This is a genomic window from Bacillus sp. T33-2, from assembly GCF_002860205.1.
Classification (GTDB): domain Bacteria; phylum Bacillota; class Bacilli; order Bacillales; family Cytobacillaceae; genus T33-2.
Window position 1 is genome coordinate 93,345 of record NZ_PGVB01000022.1, and the last position, 23,153, is coordinate 116,497.

Here is a 23,153-nt window from a genome sequence, read left to right on the forward strand (position 1 = left end):
GAATTTTCTGCCAATGCAGAACAATCGAAAAGAACATCTGAGCATGTCGCATTTTCCATGCAGGAAATCGCGGCTGGCGCAAGCCGTCAGAGCAGCATGACCGAGCAGAGCAATATCTCCCTCAGAGAATCCGCGGTGGGATTGTCCAATATCACCAGCTTTACTGCTGATGTAGCCGCAATGGCGACTGGGGTAAAAGAAAAGGCTGAAATCGGGGCTTCCTCGGTGAATAAGATCGTAAACCAAATGCAATCCATTCATTCATCAGTTGAAGGTGCGGCTGATGGCATTGTCTCACTTCCAAATTCTGCTTCAAAAATCAGCAATATTACCGCCCTAATCAACGAAATTGCCGGGCAGACAAATCTTCTGGCACTGAATGCAGCCATCGAAGCGGCCAGGGCCGGTGAACACGGAAAAGGGTTTGCGGTCGTTGCTGAAGAAGTAAGAAAACTGGCAGAACAATCCAGTAAGTCCGCAAATCAAATCAACGAAATCGTAGTAGTTATCCAAAGTGAAACTGAACATACTGTAGATGCCATTGAAAATGTAAAAGAAGATGTTACCTCCGGCCAGGTAATAACAACAGAAACATCTACACAATTTAATGATATTCTTGATTCAATTGAAATGGTGTCATCCCAGCTTCAGGAGATTGCAGCGACAGCCCAGCAGCTCGCTTCCGGATTTGATATGGTCACAAGCTCTGTTGCGGAAATCTCTTCCTTAACAAAGGCAACTACATCCGGTTCAGAAGCAGTTGCCGCCTCAACACAAGAGCAATTGGCCTCCTCAGAGGAGATCTTGAATGCGGCCAATTCGCTCGCATCTTTGGCCGAAGAATTACAGAGCGTGATTAGGCGTTTTAAAATATAATGGCAAATAAGACCGTCTTAGCAGGCGGTCTTATTTTTATTCTTGAAATCAACCACTCTTATCATCTCTCACTTGCAGGCATCTTATGTCACCCCCGGTTTATGCGATCCTTTTAGATCAACGGATATGTCATCTCATACCGTGGATTAATATAGCATGGCGGCCTTGGTGCTATCTTCGGCATAGGCCAGGCATGGTTGATGTAATCCATCCTTACTTTTTCATTGGAGTGGTTCACTAACAATAATCTTACTTCCGGATTAAATTCGAATCGCAAAGCTGTAGCCTCCTTAACTTTTTATCCTGCACTTTAACCTATTCAAATCCCTTATACATGTTGCGTGCTTTTATTCCCCATAGAAACACCATGGCCATACAAGTGGATTTATGGTCCATGCACTGCGCCTGCCCTTGTAACATAAGGTAAACAGAAAGTTTTTCATTTATTTAGGAGGTCGGCCATGAACCAATATAATAATATGTATGCTATGCCTCAAATGAACCAGGCAAATCAAATGGAACTTCAACAGCTTCAGCAAACGCAGCAAATGTTTGAAGCGAACAGAGTGAACGAGCCCTATCCAATGTATCCGAATTACGGAATAATAAAGCGTTATGAAGAAATCCCCATTAATCTCCCTGAACAACGTCAGCTTCGCCATCCTGGCGTGGAATCACTGATGGTGCCCAGGCCAATAATTGAAAACCCTAATTACCATGGAACAGGAAAATTACAAGGGAAAGTGGCGTTAATCACCGGGGGAGACAGCGGGATTGGGGCTGCAGTAGCAATTGCGTTTGCCAAGGAAGGCGCTGACGTAGCCATTGCTTACCTGGATGAACACGAAGATGCGAACCGGACAAGAACAAGGATCGAACAGTTGGGACAACGCTGCCTGTTAATGCCGGGTGATTTGCGGGAAAAAAGGCAGTGCATCGCCATAGTGGAACAAACAATCCGGGCATTTGGACGCCTCGATATTCTTTGCAACCACGTCGGTATCCAGTTCCAGCAGCCAAGTCTTACAGACATAACCGATGAGCAGTTTGATGATACTTTTAAGGTAAACATTTACTCCCATTTTTACGCAACGAGAGCGGCGCTCCCTTATTTAAGGCCAGGAAGCTCAATCATAAACACTTCTTCAGTGGTAACATATGTTGGGGAAAGGCAGATGATTGATTACACAGCCACAAAAGGCGCGAATGTAGGCTTTACGCGCGCACTGGCGAAAAACGTTGTAAGACAAGGCATACGTGTTAATGCAGTTGCCCCCGGCCGGATTTGGACTCCGCTCATTGCAGCCAGCTTCTCATCAGATCAAATCGCGGTGTATGGAGCCTTCAATCCGATGCAACGGGTGGCCCATCCATTTGAGCTTGCCCCAACATACGTATATTTGGCTTCTGACGATTCACGCTTCGTAACAGGCCAGGTCCTGCATGTGGACGGCGGGGAATCTACGCATTCTTAATGATTAAATATAAAGCGTATAAAATCAACCGGTTTCTTTTTCAGCTGATGCATTCATATAAACAAATTAAAAAGCTGCCGAAGCAGCTTTATTTGTTTATATGGAAGTTAAGCTAATTGTTTCCGTCATGCAGCAACATCCCTTTTACGGAATACACCAAATGCCAGTACATGGAAAATGGCGAAGTACACGATCAACATGACAATTGAAAACATGAGTGTCATGCCTTCAACAGGCGGGACTCCGTCGAAATAAACGTTTAGGTCGGTATTGGCGAACAGGAAGTATTTCGCCCACTCGAAGCGGCTGGCAAGCAGCATTGTAATGGTTCCACCCATGAATAAAAGGAATAGCGAAAGCCCGATGGCAAGGGATCCATTCCGGAATACAGCTGAAATCATGAACGCCATTGTCGCCACCATTACTATATCTACGGAAGCTAATAAATATTCTCCTATTAACTGAACAAAAAGATTCCTTTCCACTACTTCACCGTTCGCGTAAGCCAGGTGAGGAACCGGATTGTCAGGAAGCCCAAACAATATGAGTCCGACAAGGGCTGAAAGTGTATACAGAATGGTCAGCAGCAGTACCCCAAAGAGCAAAACTGTAATATATTTTGAAAGGAGTATTTTAGAGCGGCTGATCGGCCTGACAAGGAGCAGCTTGATCGTTCCCCAGGAAAACTCTGAAGCAACAATTCCAGCCGCAATGATGATGACAAATAATCCGACAAAACTAATGGCGTCCTTTGCCTGGCGGACAAACGACCAGACGTGACTGTCTGTTTCAGGTGCTATATCGTGTTTGATTTGGTATTCTTTGATCGCGATTTCCCGTTCATAATACTGTTTCAAGCCAGCATTGTTTTTACCCACTTCATTTAATGTGGCGCGGTCAGTTTCGAGCTGTTTTCCCAGCTCCTGCTTCCACTGCGGGTTTTCCTTTGGAGGATTTTTATGTTCTTCATATTTATTTACCCCGCCAATAGCAAGAACGATCAGTACAATCAAGCCAAGCATGACAAGCGTGCCAGGTCTTCTGAATATTTTCGCCCATTCATTGATAATTAATTTGACCATCGTTTTCTCCCTCCTAATTTGCCGTCACTTCAAAGAAACGGTCTTCCAATGTTTTGGATACAGTTTTTACACCAAATACATCAACATTTGATTCTATTAATCTTTTAATGATAAGCGGGATCTCTTCACGTTTTGCTTCAACGGTAAACCCAGTTTCGGTGATGGCTGCATTCCATTTGCCGCCCAACCATTTCGCAGCCTCGCCCAGCGGCCCGGTTTCGAATGTGTAAACAACCTGATCCTTGCCTGGCATATCGTGGACCTGCTGCACATCAACCAGTTCACCTTCCTGGATGATGGCAATCCGGTCACACATCAGTTCCATTTCGGATAATAAATGGCTCGAGACGATGACACTCATTCCCTTTTCCCTTGTCAGCATCCGCAAATGATCCCTAATCTCCCTGATGCCTGCAGGATCCAGTCCATTTGTCGGTTCATCTAGGATCAGCAGCTTTGGATCATGAAGCAGGCACTGTGCCAAACCGAGACGTTGCCTCATTCCCAAAGAATAGGTTTTGACTTTGTCATGTATCCGGTCGGCCAGCCCCACTAGCTCGACTACTTCGGTTATCTTGTCTTTCGTAATTCCGTCATGCATCCTTGCATATTGAAGCAGGTTTTGGTAACCTGTCAGGAATTTGTACATTTCCGGGTTTTCAACGATGGCTCCAATATTTCTGACAGCCCCCTCAAAATCTTTTTTTACGCTCTTTCCACAGACAATGATGTCCCCTTCAGTGATGCCGATTAAGCCGACAATCATTCTGATAGTGGTAGTTTTACCTGCTCCATTCGGGCCGAGGAAACCAAATACCTCCCCTTCTTTTACGGAAAAACTAAGACCTTTGATGATTTCTTTTCCTTTAATCGTTTTTTTGACATTTTCAAGCGATAGTACAGCTTTCATCTTTAAACTCCCTCCTCAGTTTGTGTCACTAATTTTTTAAACCATTGGAGAACAGACAGTCCCTGTTCTTCCCGCAATGTTTCCACTACCTCCTGGCCAATGACAGAACCGTAATAGATGGCAATAGCTTCATCAAGCAAAGGTTCGATTTCATTGATTTCATGGGTGGCGATTATTAAAATTTGATTCTCAAAATCTATATATTTAAGCAAGCTTTGCACTATCGAATCCCTTACCATCGGATCCAGGCCGGAAAATGGTTCGTCCAGCAGGATCACTTCCGTGTTTCGTGCAAGCGTTGCGACTAGTTTAAGCCGGCCCCGGTTCCCTTTGGACAGTGACTTTACTTTTTCCATTGGGTTCAATCTCAGTTCTTTAAGTAACTCTCCTGCCTTTTCCCGGTTAAAATCGGCAAACTGGCTGGCAACGTAATCGACTGTCTCTTGAACGGTGAACGTGTCATAGAACATATCGAGTTCAGTTAAATACGCAACTGCTTCACAGGTTTTCCTGGAAACTTCATTTCCGTTCACTGTCACGGTGCCATGGTCAGGAAAAACCAATCCTGTGATGAGCTTTAATGCAGTCGATTTCCCGCTGCCATTAGGTCCGAGCAGGCCGTATATCCTGCCCTTTTTGAAGGTAAGGCTGACATCTTCCAAAGCAATTTTTTTTCCGTACCGCTTGCTGACATTTTGAAGCTGAACCGTCATTTCATTGGCCCTCCTCAAGGAATCGCTGAAGCTGCTGGATCATTTGCTGCCTGGGGATGCCGATTTCTTCCATCTTTTGGACAAATGTGCTGATAATTTCAGATTGAAGTGAATGCTTTATATCATCCATGAGTTCTTCATTTTCTGAGACAAATGTTCCCTGGCCTCTCCTAGTTTCCACAATACCCATCCTTTCAAGTTCACTGTAGGTTCTTTGTATCGTATTTGGATTGACTCCCATTTGAAGCGCCATTTCCCTTACCGACGGCATTTTGTCGCCGGGCTTTCTATTGCCCCGGATGATATCGACGATGATTCTCTCGACGATCTGCATGTATATAGGTTTCGATGATTGAAAGTCTTCGACCATTTTTCACACCTCAACTTTCCTTTCAAGAAGTCTTGCCGAAACGTAAAACAGTATAAATGCCAGGATGATATAGTAAAAAATTGGGATAACTGGCATTTCACTTGATTCAAAGAAGGCACTCCATTTCCCTTCTTCATATTTCAGTGACGCATCGCTGATCATCTTAATTTTGTATTGGGAAATCCACTTCTTGACTGGTGCGATTTTAACTATCACTGTTTCAAACAAGTTATAAGCGATAAAAATAAGGACGATCACGATCCAACGGAACGGCCGCAACCGTTGCGAGCTTTTTAAATATTGGAAAACTGTCCAAAGAAAAGTGGTCCAGCTGGTAAAAAAGAAACCCATCAATATGATCAGCAGATTGATATAGCCCATCATCTGCAGGAAAACTGACACGCTCAGCTGCTCAAATGCCGAACGTCCAAACCAAAATAAACTGACAGCTTCATACATGGATAAAATCAGTTGAATGCCTACTTGGTAGGAGAGAATCACTGCGTACTTTGACAGCAAAAGCATATAACCCGGCTGGGGACTATAAAGCCAGAGCTGGTTTTTTGCTTCTATATTCAGCATCACAAGCATCATGATGGGCGCAAATGCGAACTGCGCAACCACGAGCAAAACGAACACGGGTAGCGTCCCTACCGGCTGGGCCCAATAGGCAGACAGCCCCAGCCCTAAAGCCATACAAATTAAAACTACAGCCAGCCATATTAAAAACATTACTCTCGAAATCCGGTAATCCTTTTTCAGTAAACCTTGTATCGGACTCATCATTGTTTCCCCCGTTGTATTAGTGTTCTATTTAGATAGTACACTAATACATTAGTAGGGTCAATATCAAAATTGTAAAAATATCCAAAAAACCCTCCCATCTGGGGGAAATCTTATATATCAACGGAACCTTAAACTACCTTATTGATTCATGTTAAGATAAGAAATATGGAAAATAAGCAGAAAAGGGTGTTTACAATGCCTAAATTTATTGTGGTTGGCGCGGGAATCCTGGGGGCGTCCACAGCATACCAGCTGGCGAAGCTTGGAGCAGAAGTCATTATTGTCGATCGGAAGGACAAAGGACAAGCGACAGATGCAGCTGCTGGCATCGTGTGCCCCTGGCTATCCCAGCGGCGCAACCAGGCATGGTACCAGCTTGCGAAGGCGGGTGCCCGTTTTTACCCGGGCTTGATACAGGAGCTTGAGCAGGACGGGGAGACTCAAACCGGGTATGCCCAAGTTGGTGCTTTAAGCATACATAATGAAGCAGAAAAACTCATTAAGCTCGAAACCCGTGCTTTGGCGAGGAGAGATGAAGCCCCGGAAATCGGTGAAATCACCAGGCTTTCTGAAGAACAAACGAATAGATTGTTTCCTCCACTTGCAGAAGGATATAAAGCGATCCATATCAGCGGTGCCGCACGTGTTGATGGACGTGCACTCCGCGATGCGCTGTTGCGGTCGGCACAAAAGAATGGTGCCTCCCTTTTCCGCGGGGATGCCCGCTTGGCGTTTGATGGCACCCGCATTACTGGTGTTATTGTGGATAGGCAGACGATGGCTGCCGATGCAGTCATTGTCTGTGCAGGCGCATGGGCTAATCAGTTGTTGGAGCCATTAGGTGTCGACTTTAATGTGACCTTTCAAAAAGCCCACATTGTGCATCTTGAATTGCCAGATGCAAACACTGACAAATGGCCCGTCGTGATGCCACCAAGTGATCAATATATTTTGGCTTTTGACGACCATCGAATTGTCGCAGGTGCCACACACGAAAATATCGACCACTTCGATACCCGAATTACAGCGTGCGGCTTGCGGGAAGTGTTTGATAAAGCGCTGGAAACAGCCCCCGGCATGGAGAACAGCACTTTTATAGAAGCAAGAGTAGGGTTCCGCCCTTTCACCCCTGGGTTCCTCCCCGTCATCGGCCCGCTGCCAGGCTGGGAAGGGATATTAGTTGCAAACGGGTTGGGTGCATCCGGTTTAACGATCGGTCCCTTTCTTGGATCACAGCTGGCAAAGCTTGCTCTTGGATTGGAGTTGGAGATGGATTTGGAAAATTACGCTGTGGAAAAGGCATTGAAAGGCTGATAAAGTACCATCAAAACTCGAGAAAAAATATCTTTTTTCAATACATAAAAAATCTTCATGGAATTCATACTAACTGATGTTGCAAAAAAAGGAGGGAAAGAACATGCCAAAACCAATTGGTGTACATGAAACGCTTGAGCTTCATGAATTGCTGATGTTCAAAAATGTATGCACCACTAAGTCTGCGACGATGAGCGGATTAGCGCAGGATGATGAACTGAAAAGCATCCTGAACCAGGACGTTACTGTGTCCAGACAGCATATCGAGCAATTGAAAGGGATTTTATCATAGGGAGGAATGGGCAATGAATGAATTCATGCAGAACATTACTGGCACTGACGGGATGACAGATGAAATCATAGCGACCGATTTGCTCATCTCGGCGAAAACTGGCGTAAAAAGCTATGCAATCGCACTGACGGAATCTGCGAACCCGGAGGTTAGATCCGTCCTCAGGAGTCAGCTGGATGATGCACTGACTCTTCATGAACGAGTATCGACTTATATGATTTCAAAAGGGTACTATCATCCGGCAGATGTTGTTGAACAATTAAAAGTCGATATGAATGCGGCTAGTACTGTATTAAATTTCACAGAAAATAAATAACCCCGAACACTCTTTTGCAGCCACACTATACCTAGTGTGGCTGCTATTATCATAATGCAAAAGGGCTGTACCTGACCACAGCCCGAATGCATTGCTGCTTTCAACTATTAAAATGAAACCGGGTACGAAACATCATCGACATTTTCCAAAACATCGTTTAACTCTGGATACATATTGAGTTCGAATTGAATAACATCATTTTCTAATTGCCGTAACAACGATTCCCTGTTTGACGCATCCATATTGGACTGATTCACTTCGCTGATGACGTCATTCACTTTATAAATATAAAAACCAATTGGGTGATGTTCGGTCATATCACTTTTTCCTTGTGAATCATGGAGATGGCGAAGGTATGCATAAATTTCCTCCATATCCTGATAACCCCTGATAGTGCTTTCTCCTCTTATTCTTAACAAATATTTTTCCATATGCCGCCTCCTTAGTACAGAACAATTTCATCTATTAGTTTTATCATCGGCGTTATAATTAAACATGATGTTTATTTATGATTTATTAAAAAACGACTCTTCGGACCGAAGAACCGTGAAATAATTTATTATGTAGGCAGATTATTAAAACGCAAAATATGTAAGGGTTTAGCTAACTATTATCTCAGCTTTCACTTGAAAAAACTAACCGGTCACTTACAAATATGCGGCATTGTACCGTGAACCAGTATGCACCTATTGAAACTTTAATGTACTCTGTTTCGTTTTCACCAGTGCGAATTCTTCCGTAAAGACGGGATTCAGATTTATAACCGATTCGTTCATCCTGGAGTTCGCCATCCACATACAGCTTCTCAGTTTTCCAGGTGTTCTCTACCCGAATTGTGTGCATCTTGTATTTTGTTTCCCAAACAGTCATGATTTGATTGTCCCTCCATTAAACTCTTATCTTTCTAATTTAGCATATTTGAAGTTTAAACAGCAGAAAATAATAAAGGCAGCCGACCCATTTCTGGTCCGGCTGCCTTCGATGTATGATATTTAGAATTATTCTTCTGTAGTTTCTTCTTCGGTACCTTCTTCTTCGGTACCTTCTTCTTCAGCGCCTTCTTCTGTACCTTCTTCAGTTGTGCCTTCTTCAGTGCTTTCAGTTTCTTCAGTTTCAGTTCCTTCTGTTTCAGCGTCATTGGAGCAGCCTGTGGCAACACCTACTAACATGAAAGCGGCCATTAATGCTAAAAGCCATTGTTTTAGATTTTTCATTTTCATCCGTCTCCTTTGTCTGTTTGAATTGGTGTTACAAGACTATCATACAAAGTTTCCAGAAAAAAAGAATACGATTATCCGATTCTTAACCAATGTTAACTGTTTCTTTAAATGCGTTTAACGGTCTTTAAAAATGTTTATAATATTCAATCACTTCTTAACGTATTTTTAACAGAATTCAAATCAGTGCAAGCGCAGTTAAGTTTTCTGGATAGTAAGGTTATTAGCGCACGAAAAAAGGCCAGAATCTCAGAATGTGGTTCCTATTGCGGTCATTGGCGCATAATTATGGATCGGAAGCGGGAGAATTGGTTCCAATTAGCATTTTCGAAACATGTTAAAGCCACACAGCAAAAAAGAGAGAGTGCACCATGTAGTGTGTCACTCTATCACGTTGCCCCCTATTTCTGTTTTTTCGGAATCACCACGCCAAGGTCATAATTTGAGGGAGCATCCACCAGAGCATGATCTATTTTCGTGATTCTGCTTTCCATCTTAGCTGCAAATGGTCCTGTATGTGTCTTGATATAACTGATGAGCGCATCCAAATCAACCGGACCAGTATCTTGAATTTTACTGTTTGAAAACGCTGAAAAATCGTCTTTTCCGGCTGCCAGAAAACTGTTGACTGTCACAGAATATTCCTCTTCAGGCTGTATTTTTTCGCCATCGGGCAGATATATATCAACTACTTTCTGGCCGGCTGGCAAATCATTAGACCATGTGTATTTCAGTCCGGAAATTTGCAGCATACGCTTTTTTGGAGACCATTGCTGATTGAGCACATCGCGCACTTGAGACCCTGACATTGTTATTTTGACTAAGTTGTTTTCAAAAGGCAGGACCGTAAACAATTCACCCCATGTAACAGGTCCAACGTCAATGTCTGCGCGGATTCCTGCCGACTCGATAAAAGCAAAATCAGTATCCATTTGTTTTCGCATACTGTCAGCAACCACTGTGCCTAAATCGGATTCACCAGCTTCATTTTGCTCCCTTGATAACTCAGTCCCAGTGTACCCGATTGGTCTATTGATCGTATCACTCACGTCATCCTGATATGCAGCGATCATATCTGTCATTGTTCGGTCTGGTTCCATAGAATCCTGGTAGGTTACAATGATTTCAGCATGCTTCTGGACGATATCCCCTGTCACCGAATCGATGACAAGGTCCACATCCGCGAAAGCAGTACCAGCGGAATAGGCTTGAACTAAAAGTTTGCCATCCACAACAGAGTTTAAGTAGGCATGGTTATGGGCACCAAAGATGATATCGACTTCATCGTCCACTTTGTTGGCAATATCAACAATTTCCCCGTTTGGCTTTGTACCGTCCATCTCCGATTTGCCAGGATTATGCGCAAGAACTACAATCGCCTGCACATCCTGTTCCTTCAGCTCTTTTGCATATTTATTAATGGCTTCTGCTTCGTCAGTAAAATTCACTTCTGCAACTTTATTTGAATCTAATATATTGGGAGTATCTGAAAATACGACACCAATAAACCCTATTTTCTTTCCCTCGACCTGTTTAATGACGTATGGTTCCAACACCGTCTTTTTAGATTCTGCATATATCACGTTAGCAGCTACATAAGGAAAATTGGCGCCTGTAAACACGCCGTACATTTCCTCAGTCTGGGAATGCCTGCCTCCGTTTATGAGTCGCTTCATTTCAGGGACACCTTGATCAAATTCGTGATTTCCAAGCGTACCGGCATCAAATCCAAGTTCATTCAGGAAATGAATAGTAGGCTCATCCTGCAACAATGCTGACGTTGGAGAACTGCCTCCAACCACATCGCCAGAGTGTATCAAAAGTGTATTTGGATTTGTGCTTTGCCGCTGCTTTAGATAAGCTGCCAAATAATCTGCTCTCCCAGCGAGCCGGTTGTTCACTTTTTTGGAAGTATCGATCTGGCCATGGAAGTCATTAATCCCCAGAAGCTGTACTTTGATGTCCTGGTTGACCGAATGGGTAGTTGAAAGGGGGAAACTCACTAAAAAAGCAATTCCCATCATAAAAAATAAAAGTTCAGATGCCTGTTTCTTGAATTTGTCCTTTTGCGTTTTCATTGGAGCCACACCATTCCTTTTAATAGATTTGTTGACCAAATCCGTTCCCTTCAACTGGCCTCCTTTTTCAAATGGAATCTGCCAAAGCGGCTGCTCAAAAAGTTCCATGCATCTTTAATCCAGTGAAACCGCTTCTGTTTAAAAGTATAAATACAGATTTTTAGACAAAATTATGTAAAATGTAATTTTATTGATAATTTTTTTAAAACCATCATTGCTTTTCTACGAGTTGTGTTATTGTCAGAAACTAATCCTAAGAAAACAGAAAAACGCGGTCCTCCCATCGAGGACCGCGTCGGTTCATTAATCATTTTTATGCTCCAAAAATGTCTTTTCAATCAATTTATGCCTGATCAGGTTCTATCCATGCCAGTAACATCGCCATTTACATTTAAGAGAAAAAGCGGGCCTTCCAGTTCTTACACCGGTTGAAGTGTACGATGGGGCATTGAAGGCAGTTCGACTCTTATCTGGTCCTCCGGCCGTGCGATGCCGCCTTCCAGCACGATTGCCATGATGCCTGCCTTGCGAATGAGTTTCCCCTCACTATCCCTGTCCAGCACAGCGGCCATGAGGCCATGCTGAAACTGGTCTATCTGCTTGCATGGACTTCTCAAACCGGTCACTTCTATAACTGCAGTTTCCCCTATATGCAGCCTAGTTCCCGTCGGGAGTCCAAGCAAGTCGACACCACATGTCGTTATATTTTCCCCCAGCTGTCCTGCACACACATCAAAGCCCTGCACTTTTAATTCATCAAATAACTCAGAATGAATAAGGTGCACCTGCCTTAAATTTGGTTCGTCTGGATTCCTGGCTACCCGGTAGCGATGTTTTACTTTTTCACCCAGATGGGCATCACCCTCGACTCCAAGCCCTTTCAACAATCTGATACAGGCTTCATTCTCCTTGCTAAACGTATGTTTCGCACTGATGCTTACTGCTGTTACTGTTCCATTGTTCATTGCAAACCTTGCCTCCACGAAAATAACCCCCTTATATCACTTAAATAAAAAACTGGGACATCCAGGCAATATATTGAGCCCCGGGAATAAACAGCAGCTGTGCGAGAAGCGTGCCGAAAAACCTGGAGGTGATCATTAAAATGGACATTGCCTTAAGTTTTGTGTAGCTGCCTTTGGAGTTCACTACTTTATCCGCCAGCACTGATATTTTCGGGTCCACGAAAACGGTCAGCAGGATAGTCGCAATCCCATTTATTAAACCGGAAGCCATTATGGCACTTGCTCCCCTCTCCGGAACCAAAATTGCCGCATAAAGTGCAGATAATACACCAATCGTGTACACAGCGGTCACAATCATATTCACTAAAAATAATCTAATAGGTATGTCTTTTAGTTTTATTTCTTTTAGATATGTAATGTTTGGCAGATGGATATGTTTTAAACCCCTCCGAATGTATTCAAAAGTAATACCTTTTTTTACTAAAACCGGAATGGATCCACCCTGTTCGGATAAATGGACAATGGCCCTTGAGAAGATTGCCACAAAAGTGGGAAGCAGGATGATTCCGGCTACAGTGCCAGCTGAGGACGCACCGATGATTACCCTGAACTGTTGCTCGACGAATGCTGCTGTGTTCTCTTTCGGGGCAGTATCAACCAATCCGCCGGTGAATGGCTGCTGAAACGTATTCGCCAACCGTGAAACGACTACCATCATATTGAATAAGGATAAAGCGGTGGCGATCATTTTTACCCGAGCTCCAGAAAGCCTCACCGCATATGCCAGTGTTTCTATGCAATGGATGATTAAGATAAAAAGTGCAATGTAAACTACTTTGGCTGTTAAAAATTCCATAAGATCTCCTGGTGGATATAATAGAATGACTATATTTCCCATTATACATTAATTCCGGGCTGCAATGCTTGGAGCTTGCGCATACGGAAATCAATGTTAAGCTGCACAGTGGTTAAGTTCTTGTTATGAAGAAGTTGATGATTGCTGCTGCAAGGTTTGGTAACGCAAAAAAAAGCAATTTTGCACCGTTTCGTATCCTCCTGGACCGGTCCTCATTTGTTTCTGAGTAAAAATTCTCCCTCATTTTATCACCGTTAAGAAAAGCTCCGATAAAAAAACCCGATAATAAAACTGACGCTAAACCAATTGCTCCTGATATTTTAAAAATATCACTGGAATCACCGCGAATGATCAAAACAATGGTAACCGACAGGGAAACAATAAGTCCTGCACTAAATGCTTTTTTTATCTGACTGCAGACCTCACACTTTTTTATTCTTTCGCAAGGCTTAACAGCTCATGGCAATCATTTCTATAAGGGTTGCACTTTGACATTTTTCCACAATAGGCGATAATAATAATTCATCCAAAAAAGACATCAGGAGGATCACAGATGACTCGAAATCGGAAAAAGCAATGGCCGAAATTAAAGATTTCCGAAATTCTTCAACATGCTTTAAACACTGCGTTGATATTATTGGCCATTACTTTATGTATATTGCTTGGGAAGGAAATCATTTATTTCATTCAAGTAGCTATTTTCAGTCCGGAAATTGAAATTAAATATGAACTGCTTGAACGCATTCTGAATTTCTTCCTCTACTTTGAATTCATTGCGTTGGTGGTCAAATATTTTCAGGAGGACTACCATTTCCCGATCCGCTATTTTCTGTATATCGGTATCACTGCATTGATACGTCTCATTATTGTAAATTATCAAAATCCGGTACATACCCTTTTATATACCTTCGCTGTTCTCGTGTTAATTATCAGCTTCTACATTATGAATTCGGTCACAGCGCGGAAGGTAAAGTATTAGTTTTTGATTGCTTATTCGAAAATCCCCTATATCGTTTGCCGCTCAATTAGTTTGACCGATATTTCTTCATGGAAATTGCCGTTTTCATCGATTGCCTGGAGAAATAGTTTTCTGCCAACCTCTACGAGCGGTACGTCAATCGTCGTGATGTTCATGATTTTTGAAATCGGCTGATTGTCAAAACCCATTATTGCCAGATCATGTGGTATGGAGATATGCTGTTCACGGCAGCAAGTTAAAATTCCAGCGGCAACCTGGTCGCTGGAAACCAGCAAAGCATCAGGCGGGTTGCTCATTCGTTTTAATTGCTCAACGACCTGCTCCCCGTCTTCAAAATTGAGACAGTTATTAAATACATAATCTGGCCGGAACGTCTCATTGATGTTGAGCAGGAAGTCCCTGTATGCCATTTCCCTTTGTCTGCTATTGGTTCCTGTTTGCCTTCCTATGCAATAACCAATTTTTTTATATCCTTTTTTATATAAATACTCTAAAGCAAGAGAAAAACTCTTGTAGTGGTCAATGAAAGTCGACGACACCTGTCTTCCCCTCGCATCTTCACATACAACAATCGGAGCACAAGCTATGAATTCCTCTATGATGCTCCATTCACAAATCCTTGAGCAAATAATCAATGCATCAATTTGTTTATGCTGCAGCATTTCCAACGCTTCGATTTCCCGCTTTTTCTTATAATTGGTCTGAAACAGAACCAGCTTATAATTGTTTTTTACTGCTTCACTGGCGATCCCCTCGACTAACAACCCAAAATAGGGATGATTTGAAAATGGGACAGCCACTCCGATAAGGAAGGTTTTCCCCTTGCTTAAATGGACAGCGTTCAGGTTCTGTTGATAACCGGTTTGCTCCATCGCGCGCTGGACTGCTTCCTTTTTTTCAGCTCTTACATAGGGATGGTTATTGATCACACGCGAAACGGTTGTTACTGATACACCGGTCATTTTCGCGATATCCTTTATGTTGGCCATGATGTCACCTCTCGGAAAAAACTTTTTCTTGCTCTGAAACGCGTTTCATAATTTACGATGTCCGTACGAAAAGGAGGAACGCTATATGGTCACATTAATAGGTATATTGTGCTTAGTTGTATTGTGCAGTTTAATCTTAATTCTGTCTTCGGTAGCTATTTCGTTCGCTGGAAGAAAGCAGTCTACGAAATCTAGCAAGGATCCATACAGCTATTTATTCGACGTGTATGGTTGAAAATTTTAATAATTGCCTAGTCATCACAAAAATAAGGAGGACAATCTTTACAGTGGTAAGAAAAATCAATACCCATGCGATTAGGCCGCACGCACCAAAGTTTGATACGTGCTACACCTGAATTTGGCTCGTTTCAATTTCTGATTTTATTAGGAAGATTTTTAACATGTGGATCCCACCGATTAATTAGCATGGAAATATGTTACAATTTTAAAAATCTTTAGTCAATATAAGTTCCGCTAACTTTTATATCAGTGATAAAATATAAATTATTAATAAGTTCTAGGGGTTAATATTATGGAACAAATCGACCATCAGTTTATACGCCGCATTCAGCTAAAAAGAACTAATGTCCCTTCATTTAACGAATATCCCTTTAATCTGCCAAGCATAGTATCGCTAAATGAGCTTTCATTACACCCTAATGTTACCTTCATCATCGGGGAAAATGGGATGGGTAAATCGACACTGTTAGAGGCGATTGCAGTCTCCCTCGGCTTTAATCCAGAAGGCGGTTCATTCAATTTCAACTTCGAAACCTTTAAATCACATTCCATCCTGGAACAATACATTAGGGTCATCAAAGGCGCGGCCAAACCTGCAGATGGTTTTTTTCTCCGTGCTGAAAGCTTTTACAATGTGGCGTCAAATATAGAAGAAATGGACAATGACCCTGACAGTCTAAGTCCAAAAGTTATTGATTCCTTCGGCGGTGTTTCACTACATGAACAGTCCCATGGCGAGGCTTTTTTCGCTACTTTTATCAATCGCTTCAGGGGAGATGGGATTTATATTTTGGACGAGCCCGAGGCCGCACTGTCCCCGTTGCGCCAATTATCCATGATTACGAGAATACATGATTTAGTCAAACAGAACTCCCAGTTTATCATCGCCACACACTCGCCGATCATCATGTCCTATCCCGCTTCAACAATATTGGAGCTCACTGAGGATGGTATCAGGGAATCAACACTCGAAGATACGAATCACTTTAAAATTATGAAGCAGTTTTTTGAGGATAAGGACCGATTGCTTCATCATCTATTGAATGATTAACACAATTTATAAAAGAAGAGCCGCTTGGCAATACTCGTCCAGCGGACAATTTTGAGGCTGCCTGGGCCTCCTTAAAAATTGTGGCTGCTTTCGCCTAACTCAGCATGTTTTGTTGTCATGCATTGCAGCCAGTGAATACCGAAGGCCGAAAAAACTCCCGCACATGTACCAATGATCCAATTCATTTGAGGCATATGCTCAAAAATCCACCCGCCAACACCTTGACTAATACCACCACCAATTGCCATTGCAAGCAATGAGAAGCCAAAATAGCTGGCAGAAAATTGTGGTGGGGCAAGTTCTGAAGTATATTCATAAGAGGTTGGTTCCACTAGCATAATACCAACAGCATAAGTACAGAAACCGCCCCAAAAAATGAGAAAGCTATCTGACATGCCAATTAGTAACATTCCTGCTGCCATGATGACCATCCCTGCTTTCATGACCGATAATCGTGAATATCGTTTAGTGAATTTTTGTAAAGGATATTGAAAAAAAACAATGATTATCCCATAAACGATAAACAAACCAGACGCAAGGGATGAGTGATTAAACACCTTGGCAGCATGCAAAGGAATCGTCAAATACAATTGCATAAACATAAACCAAAAACCAATCATTGCAGCTGTGAAATACATAAACTGCCGATCCGATTTTACCCTGTCCCATGAATCCTTAAAGGACTGCTTGGGAACCTCAACTTTTTCTTCAGGTAAAATAAAAAAGGTGATTGCCCCACTTACAACAAAAATCCCCCCGCATATTATGGATGAGTAGAAAAATTCAAACTCCAACAGAATGCCACCTAATATCCCGGCACAAATGATCCCCGAATGGCGAACAATTTTATCCAGTGCAAAAATCTGACCCCGTTTAGCAGGCTGGCTAAAAACAGACATAGCTGCCTTGCTTGTCGGCTCAAACAATGAGCCACCCATGCCTGCAATGACTGCCGCAACCAATAATTCCATCGGTGAAGTGCAAAATGAAAATGATAGAAATCCTGCTCCTCTTAAAATCATACCGGCAGTAATCAGTAACCGATAATCAAACCGGTCACCTAGCATACCTGACAAGAATGATGTCCCTTGCTGTGTCAACTGGCGAACCATAAGCACAACTCCGGCTATACCTGCAGAAAGTTGCAGGTTTCCAGTTATATACGTAGTCAAAAATGGAATAAATGCAAAAAAACTGACATTCATAAGAAATGAATTCACTAGTAATAAACGAATGGCTTTCATCATGGCCTCACCTTTCATTTTTTTAATCTATGAAAAGGTTACCAGTACCATTGTCATTTGTATAACGAATAATTATAATAACATTAATTAAAAAAACTAATGGAAGGATGAATGATGTGGAAATTCAGCAGCTCCGTGCATTCTTGTCGGTTGCGCAAACGAAAAATTTTACGAAATCTGCAGAATTAATGTTTATCTCACAATCAACCGTTACAATGCGTATCAAAGCATTAGAACAAGCGCTTGGGAAAAGATTATTTGAGAGGGATAATCGGCAAGTCCTTCTTACTCCGGCGGGTAAAGAGTTTTTGGACTATGCCAGGAGAATTATAGATCTTGTTGAGGAAGGGTCAAGAAAAGTAAATGTGGAAGAAACCTATGAAGACTCACTAGTGGTAGGAAGCCTGCATTCCCTATGGAATTATCTGCTGTTCCCGATCATGAAAGAGTTTCAAGGAAAGCACCCAAGAACAGCGCTTCGTTTCATTACTGGACACTCATGGGACATTGTCCAACAAATTCTCGACGGGGTCATTGATTTTGGAATCGTCCTTATCCCACCTACACTCTCGGAAATCGAAGTCCTGCCATTTAAGAAGGAAGAAATCAGGCTAGTGTCAAATATACATAGCGGTTTTACGGAAGAAATCGATTTGACGAACATAAATGACTTACCTTACATCCATATGGATTGGGGACCCAACTATAGCCGCTGGTTTGAAGAGAACATTGGCAAGCATACATTTTCTTTGATGGTCGACCATGCCTCCCTCTATGTCCAATATTTGCAAAGCGGTGACTATATTGGACTATTGCCATCGGTGATTGCGGACACTTTCATACAAAGGGGTGAACTTAAATCACTATCCTTTCGCTCAAAAACGAAGCCTCCCATCATTCAAAGCTATATCATTTATCCAAAGCGCAAATTAGATTTGATAAAGAAATTGCTTGAACATATGTTACAAGCCTGAATCCCAGGAACTCCACTCAAATTTTTGTATTGGGACCAGTCTTGATAGTAATTTTTTGAGGACCATACTCTTTTCGTAAACGTGAGTCAAGATAGAATGTACCAAATGGCAGCAAAGAAGCAACCAAAGCCCCAATAACCCAAATCAATGACCATCGATGCCTAAACCACACAATAAGGAGCATGATTGCAAACATGATAAATAATACACCGTGAGCCATCCCAAAAATCTGAACGAATAATGGCATATTGGCAAAGTACTTTAGTGGCATGGCAACAAAAAGCAAAATTAAATAAGAGATTCCTTCAAGAATTCCAATTAACCTAAAATAGTTGATGTCCGTTTTCTGCATCTGAATGTAACCTCTTTCAAAAAATTTGATTATTTCCCTGTTTAATCATATTAGACTTCCTATTACTAAAAAATCAATCAATTCGAATATTTCAGTATGACATTACGTGATTTTACAATGCATTAATGTGCTTCACCAAATCCACGTGATTTTTGCATCCATTATCTGTTCCCCAAATTTTAACTCATTCCAATATATCGTTCCCCTTGCTGGCGAATCATAGCAGTTCCAACGTTCGGCCACCCCTAAAGTAACATACCTAATTTCATGAAGTTGCTTCAATTGTAGAAGCTGCTTTGTAAGCATTTTCCAAAATAAAATCTCGATAGGTATTTTAATTTTCTGAATACTGATTAGAAACCTGTAATATATATAACCCTAATAAAGGAAATAATGAGTAAAGGAGCATGAAATTGATTTGCGTATGCGAGGAGCTTGATCCATTGAAATACAGTCTCCCTGGGAAAGTGGCCATTTTGGAAAGCAAGGAAACTGTTCTTAATGCCTTTGGCTTAAAGAGTGAACAGTGGTTAAATGTCTGGGACATCGACAGCCGCTTGCTGACTGTGTTTTACCGGTCATTAGATCCTGTGTACCAATGGTTTATTGTCGTGTATGATTATCAAACATTTTGTTTGGATATAGAGATGAAGGAAGCAATCATCTGGCATGAAATTGGACATATCGCACATCCGGTACATGTCGGAGATGCAAATCTGGATAGTGAAATCCGCTGTGATGATTTGGCAATTGAACGGGGATATAAGGACGGTTTAAAAAGAGTTTTGGATCTGACATTAAAAATGGCCAAAACCCTTAATAACGAATTATTGGCTAACATCACAAGCGAGCGGCAAACGAGATTAGCGCTATGACTTGTTTTTGCCTAGTCAGTAAAGAATGACACTGTGAATCTTTTTTCACATGTATAAACAGCAAATCCCCTGAAAAAGACGCTGGGCCCTGTCACATAAACAAGCATCTTTTATGGCAACATATCCATATATTCCTGAACTTAAAACAAAGGAGAATATTATGGACAGCAGACAAAAGATGCTGAATAAAATTGAACACATTCACATAGAGCTGACTGATCTTTGGGTGGATTACTGGAACAAATATTCCGGATTTAACACGTGGCAATTTTGGGTTGTTTTGGCTTTCTTGGTCATTCCATTAATCGCCCTCTATTTCTTTTTGGATAAAAGGAAAGCACTGTTGTTCGGGTTTTATGGATATAATGTTCATGTACTGTTTACTTATATTGATGTATTGGGAGGCAGCAGAGGGTTATGGATTTATCCATATAAAGTGTTTCCAATGCTGACAACGAGTTTTGCCCTTGATGTGTCTCTTGTACCCGTAGTGTATATGCTGCTATATCAATGGACTTTGAAGCACAAGAAAAATTATTATATATACTTCGCGCTGCTGTCTGCTTTCTTTGCCTACTTCTTTAAGCCGCTTCTTATAGAAGCGGGACTATTTGAAATGGACAGCGGAGCAACCTTAAACTATTTGTTCTTCGGTTACTTCACGGTTGCCTTATTTGCGAAAGTGGTCACTAATATTTTTCTTTACTTTGAGGAACAAGCAAAACAAACGGGATGATGGCGAAGCCACCTTTCATTTTCATAAAGGGTGGCTTTTTCTCATTCGTCCCAAGGGACAATGGTTAATTCAGGCCATAGCGCAGCCCATTTCCGGGCCTTTTTTTCGTAGATTTTTTTAGTGATTTGGACTTTATTTGGCCTTACAATCATGCCGAACAGGTCGTTCAGACCGTATGGCGCATATATTTCGTAATCCCCACCGATTGTTTTCTTGACTCCTAAAGCAGTTGCAGTTGTCGGCCAGGTATTGACCGCTCCTTCTAATGACGTGTAAGGACTTATTTTATATCCGAATTTATCTTCATACCATAGATGGACCCTTGCTTCATTTTTGACATCTACTTTATACGGAATTTTGCCAAGTTTTTCAGCAATTCTCTGTTCACATAGCCGCTCGCTTTCCGCGCTTAAATCCGCAGAATCAAAATATACTATATCCACGTCCCCAATTCCGTGCTCAAGGGGATATCCGGATAAATGGTTCCAAACTGTCTGCACAAGGCAACCTGCCCCTACATAATAATCACCAAACTCTGTCCCTGCTGCACTAAATATCTGTTTAAGGTGATCGCTTTGCTCGATAATCGTAATTAGTTCTTGGTATAAATCTTTTTTATATACTGTATTTGCGAAGCGCTCGGCAGCCATGGCACCCTCCTTTACCAAACGATCGTCCATGTCAATGATAAATCATTAAGGCGCAAACGGAAAGAACATGAAAGCAACAATGAATAGTCCAACATAAATTAAGCTGATATACAGAATTGAAACAAAACCTGTGAGTATAAATAAAGTCCATTTAACAGACTGATCGGAATGAAGTGCTCTTTTGATTAACCTGAAGTTTATCAAAATTAGCAGAGCGGCAGCGAGTATCAGATAAAAAGGAACCACCCATTTGCCAAGTGTTTCAGAAGCGCCACTGTCGAGCCAAACATCGCGATCCCCGTAGTAACCCGTTTGCGCTTTGATATATAATTCCCCAGCAACAAAAATGAGTACCATACCGCCATATATACCGCCAAACGAAAACTTCACTCTTTTTGTTGTTCCAATTAATAATAGAAAAACAACTATTAGATAAATTACCGCTGCGATTTCCATAGGATATCCCCTCTTTTAAAGATGTAAAATTACACTAATAATTTATATTCTCTCATATTATGCGAAATTCCTCTACAGCAAATATAAATATCTTGATTTAATTAAAACAATTTTTGACAATTTGTAATTATTCTCGCGAAAATTTATTGGAATCTCGCGTTCAAACGCAATTATTTCACGAAAGCACACATGAATTGCGCCAAGAATACGGTTATTTCCTCTTCTTCCTTATGCCGGCCACCGTAAGCAAAAACGTCTTTTCCTCATCTTCCCATCTACTTACTGGGCTAAAGTCAAAGAATGGTCATATGGTTTGGGGTATTTGCCATCAGAGGATCCCAACTTTGTATTTCAGGAAACTTTTATCACATGATTTCAAAGTACCTTACCCATAATAATTGTGAGGTGAGAGAATTGAGATTCATGTGGATAGCGGGCATATTATTACTGATTCAACAAATACAGCTGCAAAATAACTTTACTGTGAAATTGCATGGAGAAACGATAGCCGTTGTAAACAGGACTTATTTTACTCCTTTAGAGAGTATGCCTATGGTTGATAACATTAAGTTAGAAAAATTTACTGACCAGCTTGAACAGCAAATTTACAAGGCGCCTGTAAATGCCAAAGTCGGCCCATCCGGGCATATCATACCCGAGAAGACTGGCATCATGCTGAACAGAAAAGCGTTCACGGAACTTTTCTATAAGTACTTTTATAGCAACAGCCCGGCGTCTGTTGAAGTTCCGTCGATCATTACATATCCAAAGGTCGACAGTGAACTGCTGTCCAATATTGGAATACAGCTGCTCGGGCACTATGTGACTTTTTATAACAGCGGGAATAAAGAACGTTCGCACAATATCTCTCTGGCGGCTGAGGCTATCAACAGCCAGGTCGTTTTTCCCGGGGAAACATTCTCATTCAACAAGGCAGTCGGCAGGAGGACAGCAGCAAAAGGCTATCTCCCAGCACCAATCATAGTCAGGGGGGAGCTATCCGAGGGGATCGGCGGCGGAATCTGCCAGGTTTCATCTACTCTGTTTAATGCAGTAGACCGGTCCGGGTTACAAATTATTGAGCGCTACTCGCACAGTAAGCGTGTCCCGTACGTTCCTCCAGGCCGTGACGCAACGGTGAGCTGGTACGGACCTGATTTTACGTTTAAAAATAAATACAATCAGCCTGTTCTTATCAGGGCTAAAGCCGGTCATGGGCAAATGGCGGTATTTTTATATTCCGCTGAAGGAGTAAATTTTGAACCGCGAAAGGTCCCGAGCACCAGGTAAGCTGGGTTTGTTTTCCATTAAGACGTCAGCAGCGTCAAAGCATGAGCGTTATATATCTGCCTTTGCC

At 41.9% G+C, this 23,153-nt stretch carries 29 protein-coding genes; 11 read left to right on the forward strand and 18 right to left on the reverse strand.

The features are described from left to right. Window positions 1-57 precede the first annotated feature (57 nt). On the forward strand, window positions 58-876 hold the full coding sequence (locus CVD19_RS25925) for a methyl-accepting chemotaxis protein (protein WP_374702899.1): 819 nt from the start codon (window positions 58-60) through the stop codon (window positions 874-876). A gap of 112 nt (window positions 877-988) precedes the next feature. Here the strand turns inward: CVD19_RS25925 and CVD19_RS24860 are convergent, their stop codons facing one another. Next, on the reverse strand, window positions 989-1,153 hold the full coding sequence (locus tag CVD19_RS24860) for a hypothetical protein (protein ID WP_180953655.1): 165 nt from the start codon (window positions 1,151-1,153) through the stop codon (window positions 989-991). Window positions 1,154-1,391: 238 nt separating this feature from the next. Between CVD19_RS24860 and CVD19_RS15725 the strand changes: the two genes are divergently transcribed. After that, window positions 1,392-2,351, forward strand: a complete 960-nt coding sequence (locus CVD19_RS15725; protein ID WP_374702900.1) for an SDR family oxidoreductase — start codon at window positions 1,392-1,394, stop codon at window positions 2,349-2,351. A gap of 125 nt (window positions 2,352-2,476) precedes the next feature. On the opposite strand, the gene CVD19_RS15730 is transcribed toward CVD19_RS15725, so the two are convergent. The 5 genes from CVD19_RS15730 to CVD19_RS15750 are packed head-to-tail and all read right to left on the reverse strand — an operon-like array spanning window position 2,477 to window position 6,209. After that, window positions 2,477-3,433 (reverse strand): ABC transporter permease, encoded by a 957-nt coding sequence (locus CVD19_RS15730; RefSeq protein ID WP_101583091.1) that lies wholly within the window; start codon window positions 3,431-3,433, stop codon window positions 2,477-2,479. Between the two features lie 13 nt (window positions 3,434-3,446). Then, complete coding sequence (locus tag CVD19_RS15735; protein ID WP_101583093.1) at window positions 3,447-4,343, reverse strand: ABC transporter ATP-binding protein; 897 nt, start codon at window positions 4,341-4,343, stop codon at window positions 3,447-3,449. Between the two features lie 2 nt (window positions 4,344-4,345). Further along, window positions 4,346-5,056, reverse strand: a complete 711-nt coding sequence (locus CVD19_RS15740; RefSeq protein WP_101583095.1) for an ABC transporter ATP-binding protein — start codon at window positions 5,054-5,056, stop codon at window positions 4,346-4,348. A 1-nt stretch (window position 5,057) separates the two neighbouring features. After that, complete coding sequence (locus CVD19_RS15745) at window positions 5,058-5,426, reverse strand: GntR family transcriptional regulator (protein WP_101583097.1); 369 nt, start codon at window positions 5,424-5,426, stop codon at window positions 5,058-5,060. A gap of 3 nt (window positions 5,427-5,429) precedes the next feature. Further along, window positions 5,430-6,209 (reverse strand): hypothetical protein, encoded by a 780-nt coding sequence (locus tag CVD19_RS15750; protein WP_101583100.1) that lies wholly within the window; start codon window positions 6,207-6,209, stop codon window positions 5,430-5,432. A 198-nt stretch (window positions 6,210-6,407) separates the two neighbouring features. Between CVD19_RS15750 and CVD19_RS15755 the strand changes: the two genes are divergently transcribed. The 3 genes from CVD19_RS15755 (at window position 6,408) to CVD19_RS15765 (ending at window position 8,134) form a co-directional block, all read left to right on the forward strand. Next, window positions 6,408-7,526: an NAD(P)/FAD-dependent oxidoreductase gene (locus tag CVD19_RS15755; protein ID WP_101583204.1), complete on the forward strand. Its 1,119-nt coding sequence runs from the start codon at window positions 6,408-6,410 to the stop codon at window positions 7,524-7,526. A 103-nt stretch (window positions 7,527-7,629) separates the two neighbouring features. Beyond that, complete coding sequence (locus CVD19_RS15760; RefSeq protein ID WP_101583102.1) at window positions 7,630-7,818, forward strand: hypothetical protein; 189 nt, start codon at window positions 7,630-7,632, stop codon at window positions 7,816-7,818. Window positions 7,819-7,831: 13 nt separating this feature from the next. Further along, window positions 7,832-8,134, forward strand: coding sequence for a spore coat protein (locus tag CVD19_RS15765; protein ID WP_101583105.1), 303 nt, complete (start codon window positions 7,832-7,834; stop codon window positions 8,132-8,134). A 107-nt stretch (window positions 8,135-8,241) separates the two neighbouring features. Here CVD19_RS15765 and CVD19_RS15770 read toward each other — a convergent pair whose 3' ends face one another. From CVD19_RS15770 to CVD19_RS25930, 7 genes are all read right to left on the reverse strand, one after another. Beyond that, window positions 8,242-8,565 (reverse strand): hypothetical protein, encoded by a 324-nt coding sequence (locus CVD19_RS15770; protein ID WP_101583107.1) that lies wholly within the window; start codon window positions 8,563-8,565, stop codon window positions 8,242-8,244. Between the two features lie 184 nt (window positions 8,566-8,749). Further along, window positions 8,750-9,004 carry a hypothetical protein gene (locus tag CVD19_RS15775; protein ID WP_257985161.1) on the reverse strand — a complete coding sequence of 85 codons (255 nt, stop codon included), beginning with the start codon at window positions 9,002-9,004 and terminating at the stop codon, window positions 8,750-8,752. A gap of 128 nt (window positions 9,005-9,132) precedes the next feature. Then, window positions 9,133-9,348 (reverse strand): hypothetical protein, encoded by a 216-nt coding sequence (locus CVD19_RS15780; RefSeq protein ID WP_101583112.1) that lies wholly within the window; start codon window positions 9,346-9,348, stop codon window positions 9,133-9,135. A gap of 404 nt (window positions 9,349-9,752) precedes the next feature. Further along, window positions 9,753-11,537, reverse strand: a complete 1,785-nt coding sequence (locus tag CVD19_RS15785) for a bifunctional metallophosphatase/5'-nucleotidase (protein ID WP_257985162.1) — start codon at window positions 11,535-11,537, stop codon at window positions 9,753-9,755. A 311-nt stretch (window positions 11,538-11,848) separates the two neighbouring features. Further along, the gene (locus CVD19_RS15790) at window positions 11,849-12,412 is read right to left on the reverse strand and encodes an MOSC domain-containing protein (RefSeq protein ID WP_374702897.1); all 564 of its coding nucleotides are present in this window, start codon (window positions 12,410-12,412) and stop codon (window positions 11,849-11,851) included. Between the two features lie 22 nt (window positions 12,413-12,434). Continuing rightward, window positions 12,435-13,250, reverse strand: coding sequence for a lipid II flippase Amj family protein (locus CVD19_RS15795; RefSeq protein ID WP_101583114.1), 816 nt, complete (start codon window positions 13,248-13,250; stop codon window positions 12,435-12,437). A gap of 112 nt (window positions 13,251-13,362) precedes the next feature. After that, window positions 13,363-13,605, reverse strand: coding sequence for a DUF5316 domain-containing protein (locus CVD19_RS25930; protein ID WP_101583117.1), 243 nt, complete (start codon window positions 13,603-13,605; stop codon window positions 13,363-13,365). A gap of 198 nt (window positions 13,606-13,803) precedes the next feature. Here CVD19_RS25930 and psiE point away from each other — a divergent pair, with 198 nt between their 5' ends. Beyond that, on the forward strand, window positions 13,804-14,229 hold the full coding sequence (psiE, locus tag CVD19_RS15805) for a phosphate-starvation-inducible protein PsiE (RefSeq protein WP_101583119.1): 426 nt from the start codon (window positions 13,804-13,806) through the stop codon (window positions 14,227-14,229). A gap of 26 nt (window positions 14,230-14,255) precedes the next feature. Here the strand turns inward: psiE and CVD19_RS15810 are convergent, their stop codons facing one another. Continuing rightward, the gene (locus CVD19_RS15810; protein ID WP_101583122.1) at window positions 14,256-15,218 is read right to left on the reverse strand and encodes a LacI family DNA-binding transcriptional regulator; all 963 of its coding nucleotides are present in this window, start codon (window positions 15,216-15,218) and stop codon (window positions 14,256-14,258) included. Between the two features lie 532 nt (window positions 15,219-15,750). Here CVD19_RS15810 and CVD19_RS15815 point away from each other — a divergent pair. After that, on the forward strand, window positions 15,751-16,509 hold the full coding sequence (locus tag CVD19_RS15815) for an AAA family ATPase (RefSeq protein ID WP_101583124.1): 759 nt from the start codon (window positions 15,751-15,753) through the stop codon (window positions 16,507-16,509). A 71-nt stretch (window positions 16,510-16,580) separates the two neighbouring features. Here the strand turns inward: CVD19_RS15815 and CVD19_RS15820 are convergent, their stop codons facing one another. Further along, window positions 16,581-17,753 carry an MDR family MFS transporter gene (locus CVD19_RS15820; protein ID WP_180953656.1) on the reverse strand — a complete coding sequence of 391 codons (1,173 nt, stop codon included), beginning with the start codon at window positions 17,751-17,753 and terminating at the stop codon, window positions 16,581-16,583. 116 nt (window positions 17,754-17,869) lie between these two features. Between CVD19_RS15820 and CVD19_RS15825 the strand changes: the two genes are divergently transcribed. Then, window positions 17,870-18,727 (forward strand): LysR family transcriptional regulator, encoded by an 858-nt coding sequence (locus CVD19_RS15825; RefSeq protein ID WP_180953657.1) that lies wholly within the window; start codon window positions 17,870-17,872, stop codon window positions 18,725-18,727. A 16-nt stretch (window positions 18,728-18,743) separates the two neighbouring features. Here the strand turns inward: CVD19_RS15825 and CVD19_RS15830 are convergent, their stop codons facing one another. Then, a complete protein-coding gene (locus tag CVD19_RS15830; RefSeq protein WP_101583132.1) occupies window positions 18,744-19,079 on the reverse strand; it encodes a DUF3817 domain-containing protein in 336 nt (111 codons plus the stop codon). A 443-nt stretch (window positions 19,080-19,522) separates the two neighbouring features. Between CVD19_RS15830 and CVD19_RS15835 the strand changes: the two genes are divergently transcribed. Both CVD19_RS15835 and CVD19_RS15840 read left to right on the forward strand, forming a co-directional pair. Further along, window positions 19,523-19,954, forward strand: coding sequence for a hypothetical protein (locus tag CVD19_RS15835; RefSeq protein ID WP_257985163.1), 432 nt, complete (start codon window positions 19,523-19,525; stop codon window positions 19,952-19,954). Between the two features lie 160 nt (window positions 19,955-20,114). Then, window positions 20,115-20,690 (forward strand): CBO0543 family protein, encoded by a 576-nt coding sequence (locus CVD19_RS15840; RefSeq protein ID WP_101583137.1) that lies wholly within the window; start codon window positions 20,115-20,117, stop codon window positions 20,688-20,690. A 41-nt stretch (window positions 20,691-20,731) separates the two neighbouring features. Here CVD19_RS15840 and CVD19_RS15845 read toward each other — a convergent pair whose 3' ends face one another. Continuing rightward, window positions 20,732-21,340, reverse strand: a complete 609-nt coding sequence (locus CVD19_RS15845; protein ID WP_180953658.1) for a nucleotidyltransferase family protein — start codon at window positions 21,338-21,340, stop codon at window positions 20,732-20,734. A 45-nt stretch (window positions 21,341-21,385) separates the two neighbouring features. After that, complete coding sequence (locus CVD19_RS15850) at window positions 21,386-21,796, reverse strand: hypothetical protein (protein ID WP_101583142.1); 411 nt, start codon at window positions 21,794-21,796, stop codon at window positions 21,386-21,388. A gap of 423 nt (window positions 21,797-22,219) precedes the next feature. Between CVD19_RS15850 and CVD19_RS15855 the strand changes: the two genes are divergently transcribed. Then, complete coding sequence (locus tag CVD19_RS15855) at window positions 22,220-23,086, forward strand: VanW family protein (protein WP_374702901.1); 867 nt, start codon at window positions 22,220-22,222, stop codon at window positions 23,084-23,086. Window positions 23,087-23,153: the final 67 nt, after the last annotated feature.

Bases quoted from the DNA above. Each gene is read 5' to 3' on its own strand.
- CVD19_RS25925 (WP_374702899.1), top strand. From the start codon at position 58: ATGCAGGAAATCGCGGCTGGCGCAAGCCGTCAGAGCAGCATGACCGAG.
- CVD19_RS15725 (WP_374702900.1), top strand. From the start codon at position 1,392: ATGGAACTTCAACAGCTTCAGCAAACGCAGCAAATGTTTGAAGCGAAC.
- CVD19_RS15730 (WP_101583091.1), bottom strand. From the start codon at position 3,433: ATGGTCAAATTAATTATCAATGAATGGGCGAAAATATTCAGAAGACCT.
- CVD19_RS15735 (WP_101583093.1), bottom strand. From the start codon at position 4,343: ATGAAAGCTGTACTATCGCTTGAAAATGTCAAAAAAACGATTAAAGGA.
- CVD19_RS15740 (WP_101583095.1), bottom strand. From the start codon at position 5,056: ATGACGGTTCAGCTTCAAAATGTCAGCAAGCGGTACGGAAAAAAAATT.
- CVD19_RS15745 (WP_101583097.1), bottom strand. From the start codon at position 5,426: ATGGTCGAAGACTTTCAATCATCGAAACCTATATACATGCAGATCGTC.
- CVD19_RS15750 (WP_101583100.1), bottom strand. From the start codon at position 6,209: ATGAGTCCGATACAAGGTTTACTGAAAAAGGATTACCGGATTTCGAGA.
- CVD19_RS15755 (WP_101583204.1), top strand. From the start codon at position 6,408: ATGCCTAAATTTATTGTGGTTGGCGCGGGAATCCTGGGGGCGTCCACA.
- CVD19_RS15760 (WP_101583102.1), top strand. From the start codon at position 7,630: ATGCCAAAACCAATTGGTGTACATGAAACGCTTGAGCTTCATGAATTG.
- CVD19_RS15765 (WP_101583105.1), top strand. From the start codon at position 7,832: ATGAATGAATTCATGCAGAACATTACTGGCACTGACGGGATGACAGAT.
- CVD19_RS15770 (WP_101583107.1), bottom strand. From the start codon at position 8,565: ATGGAAAAATATTTGTTAAGAATAAGAGGAGAAAGCACTATCAGGGGT.
- CVD19_RS15775 (WP_257985161.1), bottom strand. From the start codon at position 9,004: ATGACTGTTTGGGAAACAAAATACAAGATGCACACAATTCGGGTAGAG.
- CVD19_RS15780 (WP_101583112.1), bottom strand. From the start codon at position 9,348: ATGAAAAATCTAAAACAATGGCTTTTAGCATTAATGGCCGCTTTCATG.
- CVD19_RS15785 (WP_257985162.1), bottom strand. From the start codon at position 11,537: ATGGAACTTTTTGAGCAGCCGCTTTGGCAGATTCCATTTGAAAAAGGA.
- CVD19_RS15795 (WP_101583114.1), bottom strand. From the start codon at position 13,250: ATGGAATTTTTAACAGCCAAAGTAGTTTACATTGCACTTTTTATCTTA.
- psiE (WP_101583119.1), top strand. From the start codon at position 13,804: ATGACTCGAAATCGGAAAAAGCAATGGCCGAAATTAAAGATTTCCGAA.
- CVD19_RS15810 (WP_101583122.1), bottom strand. From the start codon at position 15,218: ATGGCCAACATAAAGGATATCGCGAAAATGACCGGTGTATCAGTAACA.
- CVD19_RS15815 (WP_101583124.1), top strand. From the start codon at position 15,751: ATGGAACAAATCGACCATCAGTTTATACGCCGCATTCAGCTAAAAAGA.
- CVD19_RS15820 (WP_180953656.1), bottom strand. From the start codon at position 17,753: ATGAAAGCCATTCGTTTATTACTAGTGAATTCATTTCTTATGAATGTC.
- CVD19_RS15830 (WP_101583132.1), bottom strand. From the start codon at position 19,079: ATGCAGAAAACGGACATCAACTATTTTAGGTTAATTGGAATTCTTGAA.
- CVD19_RS15840 (WP_101583137.1), top strand. From the start codon at position 20,115: ATGGACAGCAGACAAAAGATGCTGAATAAAATTGAACACATTCACATA.
- CVD19_RS15845 (WP_180953658.1), bottom strand. From the start codon at position 21,340: ATGGCTGCCGAGCGCTTCGCAAATACAGTATATAAAAAAGATTTATAC.
- CVD19_RS15850 (WP_101583142.1), bottom strand. From the start codon at position 21,796: ATGGAAATCGCAGCGGTAATTTATCTAATAGTTGTTTTTCTATTATTA.
- CVD19_RS15855 (WP_374702901.1), top strand. From the start codon at position 22,220: ATGTGGATAGCGGGCATATTATTACTGATTCAACAAATACAGCTGCAA.